This is a genomic window from Citrobacter sp. Ce006, from assembly GCF_030336535.1.
Classification (GTDB): Bacteria; Pseudomonadota; Gammaproteobacteria; order Enterobacterales; family Enterobacteriaceae; genus Citrobacter; species Citrobacter europaeus.
Window position 1 is genome coordinate 661,888 of record NZ_JAOWDO010000073.1, and the last position, 20,901, is coordinate 682,788.

Consider the following 20,901-nt stretch of genomic DNA (forward strand, 5'->3'; position numbering starts at 1 on the left):
ATTTATAGCCGCTGCTTCAACGCCACCAGCGCTGCGCAGAACTCAGCAGGATGCGAGATAAACGGCGCATGCGCCGCCTTAGCAAACACCAACGACTCGCTCTGGGGCCACAGGGCATCCAGCATCGGGATAACTTTGCGCGGAACCAGCCCGTCAAGATAACCATACATCCGCAGGAAAGGCATATCCACCGAGCACAGCGGCTCACGCAGATCGACTGTTTTCAGGATCTCCAGCCCGCCATTAAGCACCTCGACTTCCGGCATGGGTAAAGCCAGCACCGTTTTCTTCAACGCTCGCGCATCCTGACGCGCGGTTTCCGTACCCATCGTTTGCAATGCCAGAAAACGCTCCACCGTACGCTGAAAATCTTCGCTCAACTGCTGCTGGAAGCCTGCCAGCACTTCTGGCTTGATACCCGGCCACTCGTCTCGCGCGCTAAAGCAAGGGGAAGACGCCACGGTCACCAGCGCCTGAACACGGCCAGGATGCGTTAACGCCACCTGGCTTGCAACCAGCCCGCCCAGACTCCAGCCGAGCCAGATAGCGTTCTCCGGCGCCTGTTTTAATACCCGCTCAGCCATCTCTTCCAGCGACATTGCACCAAAACCCTGGCTGCGGCCAAATCCCGGTAAGTCGACAAGATGCAGCGTGAAATGCGAGCTCAGTTCCTCACTTATGCAATTCCAGACTTGCGCATTCAGTCCCCATCCGTGCAGCAGCACAAGATGGCAATTTCCCGAACCCTGGGTCTGCCACCAGATGTCATTCATCAGTTATTGTTCTCTTTTAGCCTGAAAGGATGCTTCTATGCTAACAGTACCGGGATTGTGCTGGCTATGCCGAATGCCCCTGACGTTGGGGCATTGGGGGATTTGCTCTGTTTGCACGCGGGCAACGCGTCAGCGCGGCAGCCTGTGCCCTCAATGTGGCCTCCCTGCCGCTCATACCGTCATTCCCTGCGGGCGATGCCTGCAAAAACCACCACCGTGGCAGCGACTGGTCACGGTCAGCGACTACATTCCACCGTTGAGCGGGCTTATCCACCAGCTCAAGTTTTCGCGACGCAGCGAAATGGCCTGCGCCCTGTCACGTTTACTGTTGCTGGAGGTATTACAGGCCCGGCGCGCCAGCGGCCTTCCTCTGCCGGACAGGCTGGTCAGCGTCCCGCTCTGGCAACGCCGACACTGGCGCAGAGGATTTAATCAGAGCGATTTATTGTGCCGCCCTCTGGCGCGCTGGCTGGGCTGCGACTGGAACAGCCAGGCCATCACGCGGGTTCGGGCGACGGCGACGCAGCACCATCTCAGCGCCCGATTACGTAAACGTAACCTGAAAAACGCCTTTCGCCTTGAATTGCCGGTGCGGGGACTCCATATGGTTATTGTGGATGATGTCGTCACTACCGGAAGTACCGTCGCGGAAATCGCGCAGCTGCTTTTACGCAACGGCGCGGCGACTGTCCAGGTATGGTGCCTGTGTCGAACCTTGTAGAGCCTCGATGATGGGCGTATTATAACCAAGTAAAATAGTCAACTATTAGGCCATTACTATGATCCATATTTCCGATGCTGCACAAGCGCACTTTGCCAAACTGCTGGCAAATCAGGAAGAAGGGACACAAATCCGCGTATTTGTGATTAATCCCGGCACGCCTAACGCTGAATGCGGCGTTTCTTATTGTCCGCCGGACGCCGTGGAAGCAACCGACACCGCCATTAAATTTGACCTGCTGACCGCATATGTTGATGAACTGAGCGCACCGTATCTGGAAGATGCAGAAATCGATTTCGTGACCGACCAGTTAGGCTCTCAACTGACTCTGAAAGCGCCAAACGCCAAAATGCGTAAAGTTGCCGATGATGCGCCGCTGATGGAACGCGTGGAGTACATGCTGCAATCGCAGATCAACCCTCAGTTGGCTGGCCACGGCGGTCGCGTCTCTCTGATGGAAATCACCGATGAAGGCTACGCCATTCTGCAGTTTGGCGGCGGCTGTAACGGCTGTTCAATGGTAGATGTCACGCTGAAAGAAGGTATCGAGAAACAGCTGCTGGCTGAATTCCCTGAACTGAAAGGCGTTCGCGATTTAACCGAACACCAGCGCGGCGAGCACTCTTACTACTAAGTCCTAAGCTGTAGAGTTGCCGTAGGCCCGATAAGACGCATCCGCGTCGCTATCGGGCATTGCTGCCGAATGGCAGCGTAACGGCCTACTACCCTGCATTTCTTCGCATCTATCCTGCAACAATCCCCCGCATAATTTGACCAGCCTCTCATAATTTAAATTTTGCCTGCCCAGGTGATTTTCAAGCGCCACATGTTACCCGTATCATTCGTATCAGCACCTAATACACACATAATAGCCAGCTAAACTGATTAGTTTTGAAGGCAACCAGCATTGGTGCTGAGAATACTCTGTTCCCGGTCGGGACAATCGGAATTTGTCATCTAAACACTGACGTTACCCATAACAAAGTAAAGGCCAGGTAAATCATGCCATTAGTCATCGTTGCTATCGGTGTAATCTTGTTACTCCTCCTGATGATCCGTTTCAAAATGAACGGTTTCATCGCTCTCGTCCTGGTGGCGCTTGCTGTCGGATTGATGCAAGGGATGCCACTGGATAAAGTCATCGGTTCGATTAAAGCCGGCGTCGGCGGAACCCTTGGCAGCCTCGCCCTGATTATGGGTTTTGGCGCCATGCTGGGCAAAATGCTGGCGGACTGCGGCGGCGCACAGCGCATCGCAACCACCCTGATTGCTAAATTCGGCAAAAAACATATCCAGTGGGCGGTGGTATTAACTGGCTTCACCGTCGGTTTTGCCCTGTTCTACGAAGTCGGCTTCGTGCTGATGCTGCCGCTGGTGTTCACCATCGCCGCTGCTGCCAATATCCCGCTGCTGTACGTTGGCGTACCGATGGCTGCTGCGCTGTCCGTAACACATGGCTTCCTGCCGCCACACCCGGGTCCAACCGCTATTGCCACCATTTTCAACGCAGATATGGGTAAAACCCTGCTGTTTGGTACAATTCTGGCAATCCCAACCGTTATTCTCGCCGGTCCGGTGTACGCTCGTTTCCTGAAAGGCATCGATAAGCCAATCCCGGAAGGTTTGTACAGCGCGAAAACCTTTACTGAAGAAGAGATGCCTGGCTTTGGCGTCAGCGTCTGGACCTCTCTGGTACCGGTTATCCTGATGGCAATGCGCGCCGTGGCGGAGATGATTCTGCCAAAAGGTCATGCTTTCCTGACGGTTGCAGAGTTCCTCGGCGATCCGGTCATGGCAACGCTTATCGCAGTGCTGATTGCGATGTTCACTTTTGGTCTGAACCGTGGACGTTCGATGGATCAGATTAACGACACGCTGGTGTCCTCAATCAAAATCATCGCAATGATGCTGTTGATCATCGGTGGTGGCGGTGCCTTCAAACAGGTCCTGGTTGATAGCGGCGTGGACAAATACATCGCTTCAATGATGCACGGCTCTAACGTGTCTCCACTGCTGATGGCATGGTCTATCGCGGCGGTACTGCGTATCGCACTGGGTTCCGCGACCGTTGCTGCGATTACAGCAGGTGGGATTGTAGCGCCGTTGATTGCAACGACCGGCGTAAGCCCAGAGCTGATGGTTATTGCGGTTGGTTCCGGTTCCGTCATTTTCTCCCACGTGAACGATCCAGGCTTCTGGCTGTTCAAGGAGTACTTCAACCTGACCATCGGTGAGACCATCAAGTCATGGTCAATGCTGGAAACCATTATCTCCGTCTGTGGTCTGGTAGGGTGTCTGCTGCTGGGTATGGTGGTTTAAACGAGACGGCTCGTAGGCCGAATAAGGCAAAGCTGCCATCCGGCCTACGATCTAGCACCATAAAAAATCCGGGGAAATCCCCGGCTTTTTACTTCTTCTTCGCGGCCGCTTTGCGGCGCTTATCCAAATCCTTAATCAGCTTATTCACGCCCTCATCGGCAAACATCTGTTCCAGCGTGGCGGTGAGCTTACGCCGCCAGTTTTTGTACTGGTCGCTGGTCCCCGGAATGTTGACCGGCTCAGCCATATCCAGCCAGTCTTCCGGTTGCAGGCCCAGCAACGCACTGTTGCTGTCAGCGATGTAGCGTTGCATACCGCGATTAAGAATCGGCGTCATCGACATCAGGGACGCCTTGTGACCAGCACGTTTTGGCAGGCAACCGTATTTGTGCAGCGCGTCCAGCAGCCCCTGTTTCGCCAGTTCTCTGTCCTGATACAACCCACGCAGCACGACTTCATCCGGGTACAGGCCCAGCGCCTTACCGAGCGTCAGATCGCCGCTATCCCAATAACCTTTAAGCGTAGGAAGGTCATGCGTCGCCGCGACTGCCATTGATTGTTCCGGGTACGCTTTCGGCGCACGGAAGTTCTTCTCATGGTCATTCTCAAAATAAAGTACTTTGTAGGAATAGACACCACTGTCACGCAGCTTGCTGACGATCTCCACCGGCACGGTACCCAGATCTTCACCAATCACCATGCAGTGATGACGTTTACTTTCCAGCGCCAGAATGGAAAGCAGATCATCTACCGGATAATGCACGTAGGCACCGTGATCGGCTGTTTCTCCGTAAGGGATCCACCACAGACGCAGCATCGACATAACATGGTCGATGCGCAGCGCGCCACAGTTCTGCATATTGGCGCGCAGCAATTCGATAAACGGTTCGTAAGCGCGTGCCGTGATGATGTGCGGATCCATCGGCGGCAGTCCCCAGTTTTGTCCGAGCGGACCGAGAATGTCCGGCGGTGCGCCCACCGAGGCTTTCAGGCAGTACAGCTCGCGGTCGCACCAGGTTTCCGCCCCACCTTCGGCCACGCCAACCGCCAGGTCGCGATACAGTCCAATCGGCATCGCAAAGCCCTGGCTGGTTTTCCAGCAGTCAGCAAACTGGCTATACGCCAGCCACTGCAACCACAGGTAGAAATCCACATCATCACGATGTGTTTCGCAGAAGCGTTTTACCTCTGGCGAGTCCACCGACTGGAATGCCTGCGGCCACACCGGCCAGCCCCAGCGCAATGCGTCCTCTTTCACCTGATTGGCATGCAACGCGTCAAAGGCCGCCTGCCAGTAGAGGCTATCCCCTTCCTGAGTCACAAACTGGCGGAATGCCGCCATCTGCTCATCATCGCGCGCAGAGAAGCTTTTCCACGCCATACGTAGCGCCGTCATCTTCAGTGCGGTAACGGCAGAATAATCAACCCACTCAGCATCGCGCGCGCGTTGCAAAGCTTGCTGCGTCGCAGGTTTCTGCCACCAGGCCTGTGCCTCTTTACTCAGGTGGAAATCATCGACTGCGTTAACATCAATATAAATAACGTTCAGCCAACGACGTGACGATGGACTATACGGGCTGGCGCTCTCCGGGTTCGCCGGATACAGTGCGTGAATCGGATTAAGCCCGATAAACGCGCCCCCGCGTTGCGCCACATCCACCAACATGGTGCGGAGATCGCCAAAATCGCCGATCCCCCAGTTTTTTTCCGAGCGCAGGGTGTAGAGCTGAACGCATGCGCCCCACAGCTTCTGCCCGGCAAGCAGCGCCTGTGGCTCATAGCAGCGTTTCGGCGCGACGATGATGCGGCAATGGGTGCGCAGCTCGCCCTGGGTCAGAGTCAGCGTGTGATACCCCTCCGGCAGCCTGGCTGGAAGGTTAAAAGATTTACCGCCGACGGCATGCCCTTTGTGCTGCACGCCCTCTTCGGTAGTCAGCAGCCAGTTAAACTCCCCGCTTCCCTCAACCGCCAGCGGCATTTTCTTACCAGCGGTATAAACCATGACATTCGGCACCGGCGTCACCGCCACCTGAACGGCGGCGGAGGTGCGATGCATGGCGTCAAGCAAACGCCGCTTGGTTTCGGCGCCAATAGACTGCGGTTTACCGTGGGCATTAATGTAATTGGGGCTGATCCCCGCCGCCAGCGCGGCATTATCCAGACGTTTGCTTTCCATCGCGATCCCTTAACGTTTCGCCTGCCAGATACGAGCCTGATAATCGCGGATGGAGCGATCCGAACTGAACATGCCGCAACGCGCGGTATTCAGAATCGCCGCCCGGGTCCAGGCTTCCTGGTCACGATACAACACGTCAACCTGCTTCTGAGCTTCAACGTAGGCCGCGAAGTCCGCCATCACCAGATACGGGTCACCGCCCTGCTTGCCAATACTGTGCAACATCTGGTCGAAGGCATGTTTGTCGCCATCGCTGTATTTCCCGCTTTCCAGCTCTTTCAGGACAGCATCCAGCACTTTGTCTTTCTTACGCCATTTCACCGGATCGTAGCCTTTGGCTTTGAGCGCCTTCACCTCTTCCACGGTATGACCAAAGATGAAGATATTTTCGTCACCCACCTTCTCGGCGATTTCGACGTTTGCGCCATCCAGCGTACCGACGGTTAACGCACCGTTCAGCGCCAGCTTCATATTACCGGTGCCGGAAGCCTCTTTCCCTGCGGTTGAGATCTGCTCAGAGATATCCGCCGCCGGGATCAGCATTTCCGCCGCCGAGACACAATAATCCGGCAGGAAGACGACCTTCAGTTTGTCACCCACTTGCGGGTCGTTATTGATGGTTTGCGCAACCTTGTTGATGGCGAAGATGATATTTTTCGCCAGGTAGTAACCCGGCGCGGCTTTTGCGCCAAACAGGAATACGCGCGGCACGCGATCGGCCTGCGGGTTCTCACGAATTTCTTTGTACAACGCCAGAATGTGCAGCAGGTTGAGGTGCTGACGCTTGTACTCATGCAGACGTTTAATCTGAATATCAAAAATCGCGTTGGTCGTTATCTCAATACCGGTACGTGCTTTAATAAACTTAACCAGTCGCTCTTTGTTCGCCAGCTTGATGTCACGATACTGCTGACGGAACTTCGCATCGTCAGCGTATTTTTCCAGGTTAATCAACTGGTCGAGGTCGTTGGCCCACTCTTTTTTCAGCGATTTATCCAGCAGAGCGGCAAGCGCCGGGTTGCACTGCTTAATCCAGCGACGTGGGGTAATCCCGTTGGTGACGTTATGGAATTTATTCGGCCAGAGCTGGTGATATTCCGGGAACAAATCTTTCACCACCAGATCGGAGTGCAGCGCCGCCACGCCGTTAACCGCAAAACCGCTGACCACACACATGTTAGCCATGCGCACCTGTTTGTTGTGCACCACCGCCAGTTTCGCCCAGACTTCAGCATCACCCGGCCAGGTTTTATCGACCAGTTTCTTAAAGCGGTCGTTAATCTCTTTGATGATTTGCATATGGCGCGGCAGAAGCGCTTTCACCAGCTTCTCGTCCCAGCACTCTAACGCTTCCGGCATCAGGGTATGGTTGGTGTAAGCAAAGGTTTTACTGGTAATGGCCCACGCATCGTCCCAGCTCATTTGGTGCTCATCAATCAGCACGCGCAGCAGCTCTGGGATCGCGATGGTCGGGTGGGTATCATTAAGCTGAATCACTTCGTAATCAGCCAGCTCATGCAGTTTACGCCCTGCCAGATGATGACGACGCAGAATGTCGGCTACGGAGCAGGCGCACTGGAAATACTGCTGCATCAGGCGCAGCTTTTTACCCGCGGTGTGGTTGTCGTTCGGGTACAGCACTTTGGTCAGTTTTTCGGCGTCAATGCCCTGCTGTTCTGCCCGCAGGAAATCGCCGTCATTAAATTTGGTCAGGTTAAACGGATGCGCGTGGCTGGCCTGCCACAGACGCAGCGGCTGGGCCACGCTGTTGCGATAGCCAAGAACCGGCAGATCCCAGGCCTGACCAGTGATGATAAATCCTGGTTCCCAGTGCCCTTCTTTGGTGACTTTGCCGCCAATTCCAACCTGCACATCCAGCGCCTCGTTGTGGCGGAACCACGGATAACTGCCGCGATGCCAGTCGTCCGGGGCTTCCATCTGTTGCCCATCGGCAAACGACTGACGGAACAGGCCGTACTGGTAGTTGAGACCGTAGCCCGTCGCCGACTGGCCGACCGTCGCCATCGAATCAAGGAAGCAGGCCGCCAGACGCCCCAACCCACCGTTACCTAACGCCGGATCGATCTCTTCTTCCAGCAGGTCGGTCAGGTTGACGTCATGCGCTTTTAGCTCATCGCTCACCGCCTGATACCAGCCGAGATTAAGTAAGTTGTTGCCGGTCAGACGACCAATCAAAAACTCCATCGAGATGTAGTTAACGTGACGCTGATTTTTTGCCGGTTTTGCCGCAGGCTGGGCGCTGAGTAACTCAGCCAACGCCCCACTCACTGCTTGCCACCACTGGCGCGACGTCATTTCTTGAGCCGACAGTAAACCGAAGCGCTGCCACTGACGTGTCAGGGCAGCCTGAAATTGATCTTTGTTGAAAGTAGGCTGTGACATAGGGGTTCCAGATCCTTAGGTAATAAAACAACGTTATCGCTAGTTTGCCTGGCTCGTTGTTGACATTCCTCATCCTGGCACGGATTAGGCAGGGAGGAGGAGCGGGGATGAGCATAAAAATGTGATCGCTGCCACTTAAAGGTAGCGTAATCGCCCGTAAATTCGCGTAATCCCGCATAACGGACGACGCATTAATAGCAAGGGATAAATCGACAATATCAAATAGTGGGGTGACGGTGGGGAAACAATGTGTAAACAGAGAAATAGTTTCTAACCTGAAATACCTGGGCCAGATAAGATAATTCACATGAAACTTTTAAGTCGGCCACAAGATTCGGTGCTTTACATTAACTCACTGAGTAGCCTTATAAAAAATGAGGCATTTTTCGGCGCAGTCAAAATAACGACGGATCCAGTCGCCACGCCTGTTGCGACTCTTTAAACCAATTAATGTAATAGATGTATAGATTTGTGACATAGTGCAAAATCAGACACACAAAAAGTCCGCTTAGCTTGCATAAAACTCTAATCTGGCCGACCTTATATCCATTAATTACGAAGCGCAAAAAAAATCACTCTTCCCCATTTTCACACAGTGAAGTGACTAACTTATGTTGATTCCGTCTAAATTAAGTCGTCCGGTTCGACTCGACCATACGGTGGTTCGTGAGCGCCTGTTGGCTAAACTTTCCGGCGCGAACAATTTCAGGCTCGCCCTGATAACAAGTCCTGCTGGGTATGGAAAAACGACGCTGGTTTCACAATGGGCGGCGGGGAAGAACGACTTAGGCTGGTACTCTCTGGATGAAGGCGATAATCAGCAAGAACGTTTTGCGAGCTATCTGATCGCCGCCATCCAGCAGGCAACCGGTGGACATTGCACCACCAGCGAAGCGATGGTGCAAAAGCGCCAATACGCCAGCCTGACGTCACTGTTTGCCCAGCTATTTATCGAACTGGCCGAGTGGCACCGCCCGCTCTACCTGGTGGTGGATGATTATCATCTGATCTCTAATCCGGCTATTCACGAAGCGATGCGGTTTTTCCTGCGTCACCAGCCTGAGAACCTTACGCTGGTCGTGCTGTCGCGCAACCTGCCGCAGTTGGGCATTGCTAACCTGCGGGTACGCGATCAACTACTGGAGATAGGCAGCCAACAGTTAGCCTTTAACCATCAGGAAGCCAAACAATTTTTCGACCGACGTTTGTCCTCCCCCATTGAAGCGGCTGAAAGCAGCCGGATGTGTGATGACGTTGCTGGCTGGGCCACAGCGTTACAACTGATTGCCCTTTCCGCCCGCCAGAACAATAACTCTGCTCACCAGTCGGCACGTCGCCTCGCCGGGATCAACGCCAGCCATTTATCTGATTACCTGGTTGATGAAGTGCTGGACAGCGTCGACCTCGGCACCCGTCACTTCCTGCTGAAAAGCGCCATTCTGCGCTCCATGAACGATGCGCTGATCGTCCGCGTTACCGGGGAAGAAAACGGCCAGATGCGGCTGGAGGAGATTGAGCGCCAGGGCTTATTCCTGCAGCGGATGGATGACGTTGGCGAGTGGTTCAGTTATCACCCGCTGTTTGGCAGCTTTTTACGCCAGCGCTGTCAGTGGGAGCTGGCGAGCGAACTGCCCGAAATACACCGCGCTGCTGCGGAAAGCTGGATGGCGCAAGGTTTCCCCAGCGAAGCTATCCACCACGCGCTGGCGGCAGGCGACGCCCATATGCTCCGCGATATCCTGCTTAATCATGCGTGGGGACTGTTTAACCACAGCGAGCTGACGCTGCTGGAAGAGTCGCTGAAAGCTCTGCCGTGGGAAAGCCTGCTGGAAAACCCGCGTCTGGTTCTGCTCCAGGCCTGGCTGATGCAAAGCCAGCACCGCTACGGAGAGGTTAACACTCTGCTGGCGCGCGCTGAGCAGGAAATAAAAGGCGACATGGAACCAACGCTGCACGCCGAATTCAACGCCCTGCGGGCGCAGGTAGCGATTAACGACGGAAACCCTGACGAAGCCGAGCGTCTGGCGAAACTGGCGCTGGATGAGTTACCCATCGCCTGGTTCTATAGCCGTATCGTCGCCACCTCGGTGCACGGCGAAGTCCTGCACTGTAAGGGCGATCTCACGCGCTCTCTGGCGTTGATGCAGCAAACCGAGCAAATGGCCCGCCATCATGACGTCTGGCATTACGCGCTGTGGAGCCTTATCCAGCAAAGCGAGATTTTGTTTGCCCAGGGCTTTTTACAGGCCGCCTGGGAGACTCAGGAAAAAGCGTTTCAACTGATCAAAGAGCAGCATCTGGAACAACTGCCGATGCACGAGTTCCTGGTACGTATTCGCGCGCAGCTACTGTGGGCATGGGCGCGTCTGGACGAGTCCGAAGCGTCTGCCCGCTCGGGTATTGAACTGCTTTCCACTTTCCAGCCGCAGCAACAGCTACAGTGCCTGGCATTGCTGATTCAGTGTTCGCTGGCGCGGGGCGATCTGGACAATGCGCGTAGCCTGCTTAACCGTCTGGAAAACCTGCTGGGCAACGGCCACTATCACAGCGACTGGATCTCAAACGCCGATAAGGTGCGGGTGATTTACTGGCAAATGGTAGGCGACAAAAACTCGGCCGCCAACTGGCTGCGCCACACGCCGAAACCGGAATTCGCCAATAACCACTTCCTGCAAAGCCAGTGGCGCAACATCGCCCGCGCGCAGATCCTGCTCGGCGAGTTTGAACCGGCTGAAATTGTGCTGGAAGAGTTGAATGAAAATGCGCGTAATCTGCGTCTGATGAGCGATCTGAACCGTAACCTGCTGCTGCTTAATCAGCTGTACTGGCAGGCAGGGCGCAAAAATGACGCCCAGCGCGTATTACTCGATGCGCTGCAGCTGGCGAACCGCACCGGGTTTATCAGTCACTTTGTTATTGAAGGCGAGGCCATGGCGCAACAACTGCGTCAGCTGATTCAGCTCAATACCTTACCGGAGCTCGATCAGCACCGCGCCCAGCGCATTTTGCGCGAGATTAACCAGCACCACCGCCATAAATTCGCCCACTTCGATGAAGGATTCGTTGAGCGTCTTCTTACTCATCCGGAAGTGCCGGAGCTTATCCGCACCAGTCCGCTGACCCAGCGCGAATGGCAGGTTCTGGGACTGATTTATTCGGGCTACAGCAACGAGCAGATCGCCGGAGAGCTGGCCGTCGCGGCAACGACCATCAAGACGCACATCCGCAATTTGTACCAAAAACTTGGCGTCGCACATCGTCAGGATGCGGTGCAACATGCGCAGAAGCTGCTGAAGATGATGGGATATGGGGTTTAGTTAATGCCTGATGCGCTACGCTTATCAGGCAATTATCTCAGCACAGCTCTAACTGAATATGATGGTCTGCGATAACCTGCATCACGCCAGCGGGCGGCAGCGTGTCGGTATACACCGCATCCACCATGCTGATACTGCCCATATTCACCATCGCGTTACGCCCAAACTTCGAGTGATCCACCACCAGCATCACATGCCGTGAATTCTCAATAATCGCGCGTTTGGTGCGAACTTCGTGATAATCAAACTCCAGCAGAGAACCATCGCTGTCGATGCCGCTGATCCCTAAGATGCCGAAGTCCAGTCGGAACTGAGAAATGAAGTCGAGGGTCGCTTCGCCCATAATACCGCCGTCGCGGCTACGCAGTTCGCCACCGGCGAGGATTATGCGGAAATCCTCTTTCGCCATCAGCGTATTCGCCACATTGAGGTTGTTGGTCACGATACGTAAATTACTGTGATTGAGCAGCGCGTGAGCCACCGCTTCCGGCGTAGTGCCGATATCAATAAATAGCGTAGAGCCGTTCGGGATCTGCGTGGCAACTTTGCGTGCAATGCGCTCTTTTTCCGCCGTCTGCGTCGCTTTACGGTCATGCCACGGGGTGTTGACCGAGCTGGATGGCAGCGCCGCGCCGCCGTGATGGCGCAAAATCATGTTCTGATCGGCCAGATCGTTAAGATCGCGGCGAATCGTCTGCGGGCTAACGGAGAAATGCTCCACCAGCTCCTCAGTACTGACGTATCCCTGTTTTTTTACCAGTTCAATGATCGCGTCATGTCGTTGTGTTTGCTTCATTATGGTTCCCTGAAATTACGTTCGTTTTCGCACATGAATAGTATCGGCAAACGCCATTGCCAGACCCACGGCCAGCCCGGCGATATGTGCGCCATTCGCCATCGACATGCCAAACAGATCAAACCAGCCGGCAACAATCCAGATCAAAGCAAAAATAATCAAACCACGCTGCAGGAAAATACCGCTCTGCGGATCGCGCTCGCCGCGCAACCACACATAGCCCATCAGCGCATATACCACGCCAGACAGTCCACCAAACCACGGACCGCTAAATTTCTGCTGAACATAACCGCTCAGCAGGGCGCTGATCACGGTAATGACTATCAGTTTTCCGCTACCCAAACGCTTTTCAACCGCACCGCCGAGATACCACCACCACAGCAGGTTGAACAGAATATGCATCAGCGAGAAGTGCATAAAAGCGTGGGTAAAATAACGCCAGAATTCAAATTTCAGCGTAGGGTCAAACGGCCATGCCAGCCAGAGCATCACCGCCTGGTCGCCCAGCACGTTCATGGCGATAAACACCACCACACATGCGGCCATCACCGCCCACGTTACCGGGCCTGCGCGTTCGCGCAATGTGGCCAGGAACGGATAACGTTGGTAGCGCAGACCGCTATCGGTCTGGCCTGACTGCCAGCTTGCCGCGAGGTAACGCGGGTCGCCCGGATTCTCCAGAAATCGCGCCAGTTCAGCACGCACGCGCTCGGCCTGGGACTCATCCGCCAGCCAGACATCCGTTTGCTGATGTTGTTGAATCGTCAGGATAACGCCCTGTGTCGCCATATAATCAACAAATGCCTGCGCCACGCGGGGGTTAGCAAAAGAGGTAATCATCAACATGGTTGCTGTCGCTTCATCCACACAAAAGAGGACAGTATATATACCCTTCTTACTTCGAGCTGCATCTTTGTTGGCTTTCCTCGCTCACTCCGGTCACGTACTGTTCGTACGCTCCCGGAGATTCGCTGCGTCGCCGTCGCGATGCAACTCGAATTAATTTGGGTATAGCCTTACGAACCGTATGCCACTTCTGCCGGAAAATGTCGATGCCAGGCGTCGAAGCCGCCATCAACGCTGTAAACCGCGTCATAGCCTTGTTGAAGAAGATATTGCGCCGCACCTTTACTGCTGTTGCCGTGATAACACATCACCAATACGGCGGTGTCGAAATCATGCTCACGCATAAACGACCCCAGCGTGTCGTTCGTCAGATGAAACGCCTGCGGGGCATGACCCATCGCATAGCTTTGCGGATCGCGGATATCCACCAACACCGCGCTCCCCTGATGCAGCTTCTGATGCGCTTCTTCGACATTAATACATTCAAACTGATCCATTGCTCTCTCTTCTTTATATGGCAGGTGACGCTTTTCGGACATGTTACTTCTTAGTGTACGTCCCGACGGCAGTTAAACGCCATAATGTTATATGTATCACTGTAAATTGTTTATCCGATGTTACCAATGGCGCGAATCTTTGCTATTATGCTCGATAACGAACATTAATGAGCTATAACGAAAGTGCGAGAGGCCAGCATGGAAACCAAAGATCTGATTGTGATAGGTGGAGGCATCAACGGTGCCGGTATCGCGGCAGATGCCGCTGGACGCGGTTTATCCGTGCTGATGCTGGAAGCGCAGGATTTAGCCTGCGCAACCTCCTCCGCTAGCTCCAAACTCATTCACGGTGGCCTGCGCTACCTGGAACATTACGAATTTCGCCTGGTGAGCGAAGCGCTGGCCGAACGTGAAGTGCTGTTGAAAATGGCACCGCATATCGCCTTTCCTATGCGCTTTCGTCTGCCCCATCGCCCGCACCTGCGCCCGGCCTGGATGATCCGCATTGGTCTGTTTATGTACGATCATCTGGGCAAACGCACCAGTTTGCCGAGTTCTACCGGTTTGCGTTTTGGCGCAGACTCCGTACTGAAACCTGAGATTGTGCGCGGTTTCGAATATTCTGACTGCTGGGTAGACGATGCGCGACTGGTTTTGGCAAACGCCCAAATGGTCGTACGCAAAGGCGGAGAAGTATTAACCCGCACGCGTGCCACCTCTGCTCGCCGTGAAAACGGTTTGTGGATTGTTGAAGCTGAAGATATTGATACTGGCAAAAAGCACACCTGGCAGGCACGTGGGCTGGTCAACGCCACCGGCCCGTGGGTGAAAGAGTTCTTCGACGATGGTATGCACCTGCCATCGCCGTACGGCATTCGCCTGATTAAAGGCAGCCACATTGTGGTTCCGCGCGTACATACCCAGAAGCAGGCTTATATTCTGCAAAACGAAGATAAACGCATTGTGTTTGTTATCCCATGGATGGACGAATTCTCGATCATCGGGACGACAGACGTTGAATACAAAGGCGACCCGAAAGCGGTGAAAATTGATGAGAGCGAAATCAATTACCTGCTGAAGGTCTACAACGCGCACTTTAAGAAACAGCTTGGCCGTGACGATATCGTCTGGACATATTCGGGCGTACGTCCGCTGTGCGATGACGAGTCCGACTCGCCGCAGGCTATCACCCGTGATTACACGCTGGATATCCACGACGAAAATGGCAAAGCGCCGCTGCTGTCGGTCTTTGGCGGTAAGCTGACGACCTACCGTAAGCTGGCTGAACACGCGATGGAAAAACTGGCGTCGTACTATCAGGGCATTGGTCCGGCGTGGACGAAAGAGTGCATTCTGCCAGGTGGTGACATTGGCGGCGATCGCGAAGATTACGCGGCCAAACTGCGCCGTCGCTACCCGTTCCTGACCGAGTCGCTGGCACGCCATTATTCCCGCACCTACGGCAGCAACACCGAATGGATTATCGGCGAAGCCACCTCGCTTGCCGAGTTAGGTGAAGACTTCGGCCATGAGTTCTATGAGGCCGAGCTGAAATATCTGGTCGATCACGAATGGGTTCGTCGTGCGGAAGATGCGCTGTGGCGTCGCACGAAAGAGGGTATGTGGCTGAACGCTGAGCAGCAGTCGCGCATGACCCAGTGGTTGTCGGAGTACATTGAGAAGCACCAGCTGTCGCTGGCGTCGTAAGCAAGTACACGAACGTAGGCCGGGCAAGCGAAGCGCCCCCGGCAACGAGCGCCCTGTAGGCCCGGTAAGCGTCAGCGCCACCGGGCTTTTTGCCGGATGGCGGCTAGCGCCTTATCCGGCCTACAGTTAACCCTATCCCTTGTTACAACCGCACCGAATCAATATGCCAGATGTTTTCGGCATACTCTTTAATCGTCCTGTCCGACGAGAAGTAGCCCATGTTGGCGATATTAATCATCGACCTGGTGGTCCACTCTTCCGGGTGACGATACAGTTCATCAACCTTATCCTGGCAGTCAACGTAGCTGCGATAATCCGCCAGAACCTGATAGTGGTCGCCAAAGTTGATCAGCGAGTCCACCAGGTCACGATAGCGTCCCGGCTCCTCAGGGCTGAATACACCGCTGCCGATCTGCGTCAGCACCTGGTGTAGCTCTTCATCTTTCTCGTAATACTCACGCGGCTTGTAACCCTGGCTGCGTAAAGCCTCGACCTCTTCCGCCGTATTACCAAAGATAAAGATATTCTCTGCGCCCACGTGCTCCAGCATCTCTACGTTGGCGCCGTCCAGCGTCCCGATGGTCAGCGCGCCGTTGAGGGCAAATTTCATATTACTGGTACCAGAGGCTTCAGTTCCGGCCAGAGAAATCTGCTCAGACAGGTCGGCAGCAGGAATAATCACCTGCGCCAGGCTGACGCTGTAGTTGGGGATAAACACCACTTTCAGCTTGTCGCCAATTTGCGGATCGTTGTTGATCACCTTCGCGACGTCGTTGATCAGGTGAATGATGTGCTTCGCCATGTAATAGGCCGAAGCCGCTTTACCGGCGAAGATATTCACACGCGGCACCCACTCAGCGTCAGGATCGGCCTTAATGCGGTTGTAGCGGGTGATTACATGCAGCACGTTCATCAACTGGCGTTTGTATTCGTGAATACGCTTGATCTGCACATCAAACAGCGATTTCGGGTTCACCACCACGTTAAGCTGCTGGGCAATGAGCGTGGCCAGACGCTTTTTATTCTCCAGCTTCGCACGGCGCACCGCCTGATTTACCAGCGGATAATCGCAATGCTGCTCAAGCTCGCTGAGCTGGCTGAGATCGGTTCGCCAGGTGCGGCCAATATTCTCATCCAGCACTTCAGAGAGCGACGGGTTAGCCAGCGCCAGCCAGCGGCGCGGCGTCACGCCGTTGGTGACGTTGCAAAAACGAGTCGGGAAAATCTTCGCAAAATCAGCAAACAGCGACTGCACCATCAGGTTGGAGTGCAGCTCGGAAACACCGTTAACCTTGTGGCTCACTACCACCGCCAGCCATGCCATACGTACGCGGCGACCGTTAGATTCATCGATAATCGACGTCCGCCCCAGCAGGCTGGTATCGTTCGGGTACTGTTCCTGCAAGGTCTTAAGGAAGTAGTCGTTGATCTCGAAGATAATTTGCAGATGGCGCGGCAGAATTTTGCCCAGCATATCGACGGGCCAGGTCTCCAGCGCTTCGCTCATCAAGGTGTGGTTGGTGTACGAGAAGACCTGGCAACAGACCTCAAACGCATCGTCCCAACTGAACTTGTGCTCATCGATCAGCAGGCGCATCAGCTCAGGGATCGACAGCACCGGATGGGTGTCATTGAGGTGAATGGCGATTTTATCCGCCAGGTTGTCGTAGGTTTTGTGCAACTGGTAATGACGGCTCAGGATGTCCTGCACCGTGGAGGAGACCAGGAAATACTCCTGGCGCAAACGCAGTTCACGTCCCGAATAGGTGGAGTCGTCCGGGTACAGTACGCGGGAGACGTTCTCGGAGTGGTTTTTATCTTCCACCGCCGCAAAGTAGTCGCCCTGGTTAAATTTACCGAGATTAATCTCGCTACTGGCCTGGGCATTCCACAGGCGCAGCGTGTTGGTGGCGTCGGTGTCGTAACCAGGGATAATCTGGTCGTAAGCAACCGCGAGGATCTCTTCGGTTTCTATCCAGCGCGTTTTCTTGCCTTCCTGCTGAATACGCCCGCCAAAGCGCACTTTGTAGCGCGTATTGTGGCGTTTGAATTCCCACGGGTTACCGTATTCCAGCCAGTAGTCCGGCGACTCTTTCTGTCGGCCATCAACAATGTTCTGCTTGAACATGCCGTAGTCATAACGAATACCGTAGCCGCGTCCCGGCAGGCCCAGCGTTGCCAGTGAGTCCAGGAAACAGGCCGCCAGGCGCCCGAGACCGCCGTTGCCAAGACCCGGGTCGTTTTCTTCGTCGATCAGATCTTCAAGATCCAACCCCATACCTTCCAGCGCATTTTTGACATCGTCATAAATACCCAACGATAACAGTGCATTGGAAAGCGTGCGGCCAATCAAAAACTCCATGGACAGGTAATAGACCTGGCGAGTTTCCTGAGATAATTGCGCACGGTTAGAACGCAGCCAGCGCTCCACGAGACGATCGCGCACCGCGAACAACGTGGCGTTCAGCCACTCATGTTTATTGGCAATGACCGGGTCCTTACCAATCGTAAACATCAGCTTATAGGCGATAGAATGCTTAAGTGCCTCTACGCTGAGTGTGGGCGATGCATAAGTAAATGGAGCATTCATATAGGTGATTCCTGGATATCTATTTCAAGCGATAGTAAAGCTCACGGTATGACTTCGCCGCGACTTGCCAGCTAAAATCCATGGTCATGGCCTGACGTTGTACAAACCGCCACAGCGAAGGCCGGGACCACAATACGAAAGCACGCCGGATCGCACGTAGCAGCGACCAGGCATTACTATCTTCAAATACAAACCCACTGGCGATACCGTCCGCCAGGTTTTCCAGCGAACTGTCAGAGACCGTATCAGCCAGCCCACCGGTGCGCCGCACCAGCGGCAGCGTACCGTACTTCAGTCCATACAACTGCGTTAAGCCACACGGCTCGAAACGGCTGGGAACCAATATGACATCGGCCCCCCCCATAATGCGGTGCGAGAAGGCTTCGTGATAGCCAATCTGCACGCCCACTTGCCCTGGATGTTCCGCCGCCGCGGCGAGGAAACCTTCCTGTAAAACCGGATCGCCCGCGCCAAGCAATGCCAGTTGCCCACCCTGCTCTAACAACCCCGGCAGCGCTTCCAGCACCAGATCCAGCCCTTTCTGACTGGTCAGGCGGCTGACGACTGCAAACAGCGGCACTTTATCGTTAACCTTAAGTCCCATCGCGATCTGTAGCTGACGTTTGTTCTCCGCCTTCTCCTCCAGCGTGTCGCGCGTATATCGCGATGCCAACAGCAGATCGGTTTCCGGGCTCCAGATTTTTTCATCAACGCCGTTCAGCACGCCGGAAAGACGTCCTTCACGATGACGTTGCTGCAACAGACCTTCCATGCCGTAGGCGAATTGCGGCTCGGTAATTTCCCGCGCGTAGGTCGGGCTGACTGCCGTAATGTGGTCGGCGTAGTACAATCCGGCCTTCAGGAACGAAATCTGTCCGTTAAACTCCAGTCCGTGCACATTAAAGAACGACCATGGCAATTGGATGTCATCCATATGCTTTGCATAAAACATGCCTTGATACGCCAGGTTGTGTACGGTAAACACCGATTTCGCCGGATGGCCGCGCGCCGCCAGATACGCCGGGGCCAGTCCGGCATGCCAGTCGTGCGCATGCACCACATCCGGGCGCCAGAATGGGTCAAAGCCGCAGGCCATTTCACAGCCGACCCAACCCAACAGCGCAAAACGCAGTACGTTATCCGTATAGGCAAACAGGTTAGTGTCGTGATACGGGCTACCGGGACGGTCATAGAGATGCGGCGCGTCAATCAGGTAAATACCCACGCCGTTGAAATGCCCGAAAAGCAGCGTGATACGTCCGGCGAAGGTATCCCGACGCGTCACGACCTGCGCATCGGGAATGCCGCGACGAATATCAGGAAACGCCGGGAGCAACACGCGGGCATCCACGCCGTCCGCTATTTGCGCTGCGGGTAACGCCCCAATAACATCCGCCAGTCCCCCGGTTTTTAACAGGGGGAACATCTCTGAACAAACGTGTAAAACCTGCATTATCGCTCCTGTTTGATCTGCAGTTTGCGCAGCATTTCACGCGTGACCAGCACAATACCTTCCTCTGAACGGTAGAAACGACGAGCATCTTCTTCCGCGTTTTCACCAATGATCATGCCTTCAGGAATAACGCAGGCACGATCGATAATGCAACGACGTAAGCGGCACGAACGTCCCACCCACACTTCAGGTAACAACACTGCCGAATCAATGTTACAGAATGAATTCACCCGCACTCGCGGGAACAAAACGGACTGCACCACCACCGAACCAGAAATAATACAGCCGCCGGAAACCAGCGAGTTCAGCGTCATACCGTGGCTACCGGAACGGTCCTGCACAAATTTCGCCGGTGGCAGAGACTCCATATGCGTACGGATTGGCCAGTCCTGGTCGTACATATCCAGTTCAGGGGTCACCGAAGCCAGATCGAGGTTCGCTTTCCAGTAGGCTTCCAGCGTTCCCACATCGCGCCAGTACGGCTCGGATTCCGGGTCAGACTGCACGCAGGACAGCGGGAATGGATGTGCATACGCCATGCCAGCTTCAGTGATTTTCGGGATAATGTCTTTGCCGAAATCGTGACTGGAGTTTTCATCGAGGTCATCTTCCGCCAGCAATTCATACAGGTAGTCGGCGTTAAAAATGTAGATCCCCATACTGGCAAGGGATTTGGTCGGATCGCCTGGCATAGCTGGCGGGTTGGCAGGTTTTTCAACGAACTCGATAATTTTATCAGTGTCGTCCACGTCCATCACGCCAAACGCGCTGGCCTCTTCAATAGGCACTGGCATACAGGCCACGGTGCAACGCGCGCCTTTCTCGACGTGGTCGATCAGCATGCGTGAGTAGTCCTGCTTGTAGATATGATCGCCCGCGAGGATCACCACATATTCCGCTTTATAGCGTCGAATGATGTCCAGGTTTTGGGTCACCGCATCCGCCGTGCCGCGATACCAGTTTTCACCCTGCATTCTCTGCTGGGCAGGTAGCAAATCGACAAACTCATTCATCTCTTCGCTAAAGAACGACCAGCCGCGCTGAATGTGCTGCACAAGCGTGTGGGACTGGTACTGGGTGATCACGCCAATGCGACGGATCCCGGAGTTAATACAGTTGGATAAAGCAAAATCGATAATGCGGAACTTTCCACCAAAGTGCACGGCGGGTTTGGCACGTTTGTTGGTTAAATCTTTCAGGCGGGTGCCGCGGCCACCGGCCAGGATCAGGGCAACAGATTTTAATGGCAGCTGGCGCGCCAACATTACACGATCGTTCTTCTCTAAACTCACCATGACTAACT

Annotated in this window: 14 protein-coding genes; 5 read left to right on the forward strand and 9 right to left on the reverse strand. The window is 54.6% G+C overall.

Annotated features, from left to right (window positions below):
* Nucleotides 1-2: 2 nt before the first annotated feature.
* The gene (gene bioH, locus OGV94_RS21820) at nucleotides 3-773 is read right to left on the reverse strand and encodes a pimeloyl-ACP methyl ester esterase BioH (protein WP_043018584.1); all 771 of its coding nucleotides are present in this window, start codon (nucleotides 771-773) and stop codon (nucleotides 3-5) included.
* Nucleotides 774-810: 37 nt separating this feature from the next.
* On the opposite strand from bioH, the gene gntX reads away from it, so the two are divergent.
* The 3 genes from gntX (at nucleotide 811) to gntT (ending at nucleotide 3,813) form a co-directional block, all read left to right on the forward strand.
* Complete coding sequence (gene gntX, locus OGV94_RS21825; RefSeq protein WP_043018585.1) at nucleotides 811-1,494, forward strand: DNA utilization protein GntX; 684 nt, start codon at nucleotides 811-813, stop codon at nucleotides 1,492-1,494.
* Nucleotides 1,495-1,552: 58 nt separating this feature from the next.
* Nucleotides 1,553-2,128 (forward strand): Fe-S biogenesis protein NfuA, encoded by a 576-nt coding sequence (gene nfuA, locus OGV94_RS21830; RefSeq protein WP_003023509.1) that lies wholly within the window; start codon nucleotides 1,553-1,555, stop codon nucleotides 2,126-2,128.
* A 368-nt stretch (nucleotides 2,129-2,496) separates the two neighbouring features.
* Entirely contained in the window at nucleotides 2,497-3,813 is a 1,317-nt protein-coding gene (gene gntT / locus OGV94_RS21835; RefSeq protein WP_286524383.1) for a gluconate transporter, read from the forward strand.
* 88 nt (nucleotides 3,814-3,901) lie between these two features.
* On the opposite strand, the gene malQ is transcribed toward gntT, so the two are convergent.
* The gene (gene malQ / locus OGV94_RS21840; RefSeq protein ID WP_047408156.1) at nucleotides 3,902-5,989 is read right to left on the reverse strand and encodes a 4-alpha-glucanotransferase; all 2,088 of its coding nucleotides are present in this window, start codon (nucleotides 5,987-5,989) and stop codon (nucleotides 3,902-3,904) included.
* 9 nt (nucleotides 5,990-5,998) lie between these two features.
* Nucleotides 5,999-8,392 carry a maltodextrin phosphorylase gene (malP, locus tag OGV94_RS21845; protein WP_200008158.1) on the reverse strand — a complete coding sequence of 798 codons (2,394 nt, stop codon included), beginning with the start codon at nucleotides 8,390-8,392 and terminating at the stop codon, nucleotides 5,999-6,001.
* Nucleotides 8,393-9,003: 611 nt separating this feature from the next.
* Between malP and malT the strand changes: the two genes are divergently transcribed.
* The gene (malT, locus tag OGV94_RS21850) at nucleotides 9,004-11,709 is read left to right on the forward strand and encodes an HTH-type transcriptional regulator MalT (protein WP_043018588.1); all 2,706 of its coding nucleotides are present in this window, start codon (nucleotides 9,004-9,006) and stop codon (nucleotides 11,707-11,709) included.
* A gap of 37 nt (nucleotides 11,710-11,746) precedes the next feature.
* Here malT and OGV94_RS21855 read toward each other — a convergent pair whose 3' ends face one another.
* The 3 genes from OGV94_RS21855 to glpE all read right to left on the reverse strand — a co-directional run bounded on the left by OGV94_RS21855 (nucleotide 11,747) and on the right by glpE (nucleotide 13,848).
* Entirely contained in the window at nucleotides 11,747-12,505 is a 759-nt protein-coding gene (locus OGV94_RS21855; RefSeq protein ID WP_003023499.1) for a DeoR/GlpR family transcriptional regulator, read from the reverse strand.
* A gap of 15 nt (nucleotides 12,506-12,520) precedes the next feature.
* On the reverse strand, nucleotides 12,521-13,351 hold the full coding sequence (gene glpG, locus OGV94_RS21860) for a rhomboid family intramembrane serine protease GlpG (protein ID WP_043018837.1): 831 nt from the start codon (nucleotides 13,349-13,351) through the stop codon (nucleotides 12,521-12,523).
* Nucleotides 13,352-13,521: 170 nt separating this feature from the next.
* Nucleotides 13,522-13,848, reverse strand: a complete 327-nt coding sequence (gene glpE, locus OGV94_RS21865; protein WP_003827629.1) for a thiosulfate sulfurtransferase GlpE — start codon at nucleotides 13,846-13,848, stop codon at nucleotides 13,522-13,524.
* Nucleotides 13,849-14,046: 198 nt separating this feature from the next.
* Here glpE and glpD point away from each other — a divergent pair, with 198 nt between their 5' ends.
* Complete coding sequence (glpD, locus tag OGV94_RS21870; protein WP_043018589.1) at nucleotides 14,047-15,555, forward strand: glycerol-3-phosphate dehydrogenase; 1,509 nt, start codon at nucleotides 14,047-14,049, stop codon at nucleotides 15,553-15,555.
* A gap of 142 nt (nucleotides 15,556-15,697) precedes the next feature.
* Here glpD and glgP read toward each other — a convergent pair whose 3' ends face one another.
* The 3 genes from glgP to glgC are packed head-to-tail and all read right to left on the reverse strand — an operon-like array spanning nucleotide 15,698 to nucleotide 20,893.
* On the reverse strand, nucleotides 15,698-18,145 hold the full coding sequence (gene glgP, locus OGV94_RS21875) for a glycogen phosphorylase (RefSeq protein WP_075145537.1): 2,448 nt from the start codon (nucleotides 18,143-18,145) through the stop codon (nucleotides 15,698-15,700).
* Nucleotides 18,146-18,164: 19 nt separating this feature from the next.
* Nucleotides 18,165-19,598, reverse strand: a complete 1,434-nt coding sequence (gene glgA, locus OGV94_RS21880) for a glycogen synthase GlgA (RefSeq protein WP_047408145.1) — start codon at nucleotides 19,596-19,598, stop codon at nucleotides 18,165-18,167.
* Complete coding sequence (glgC, locus tag OGV94_RS21885; RefSeq protein ID WP_043018592.1) at nucleotides 19,598-20,893, reverse strand: glucose-1-phosphate adenylyltransferase; 1,296 nt, start codon at nucleotides 20,891-20,893, stop codon at nucleotides 19,598-19,600. Before glgC ends, glgA begins: the two co-directional genes overlap by 1 nt.
* Between the last annotated feature and the right edge of the window lie 8 nt (nucleotides 20,894-20,901).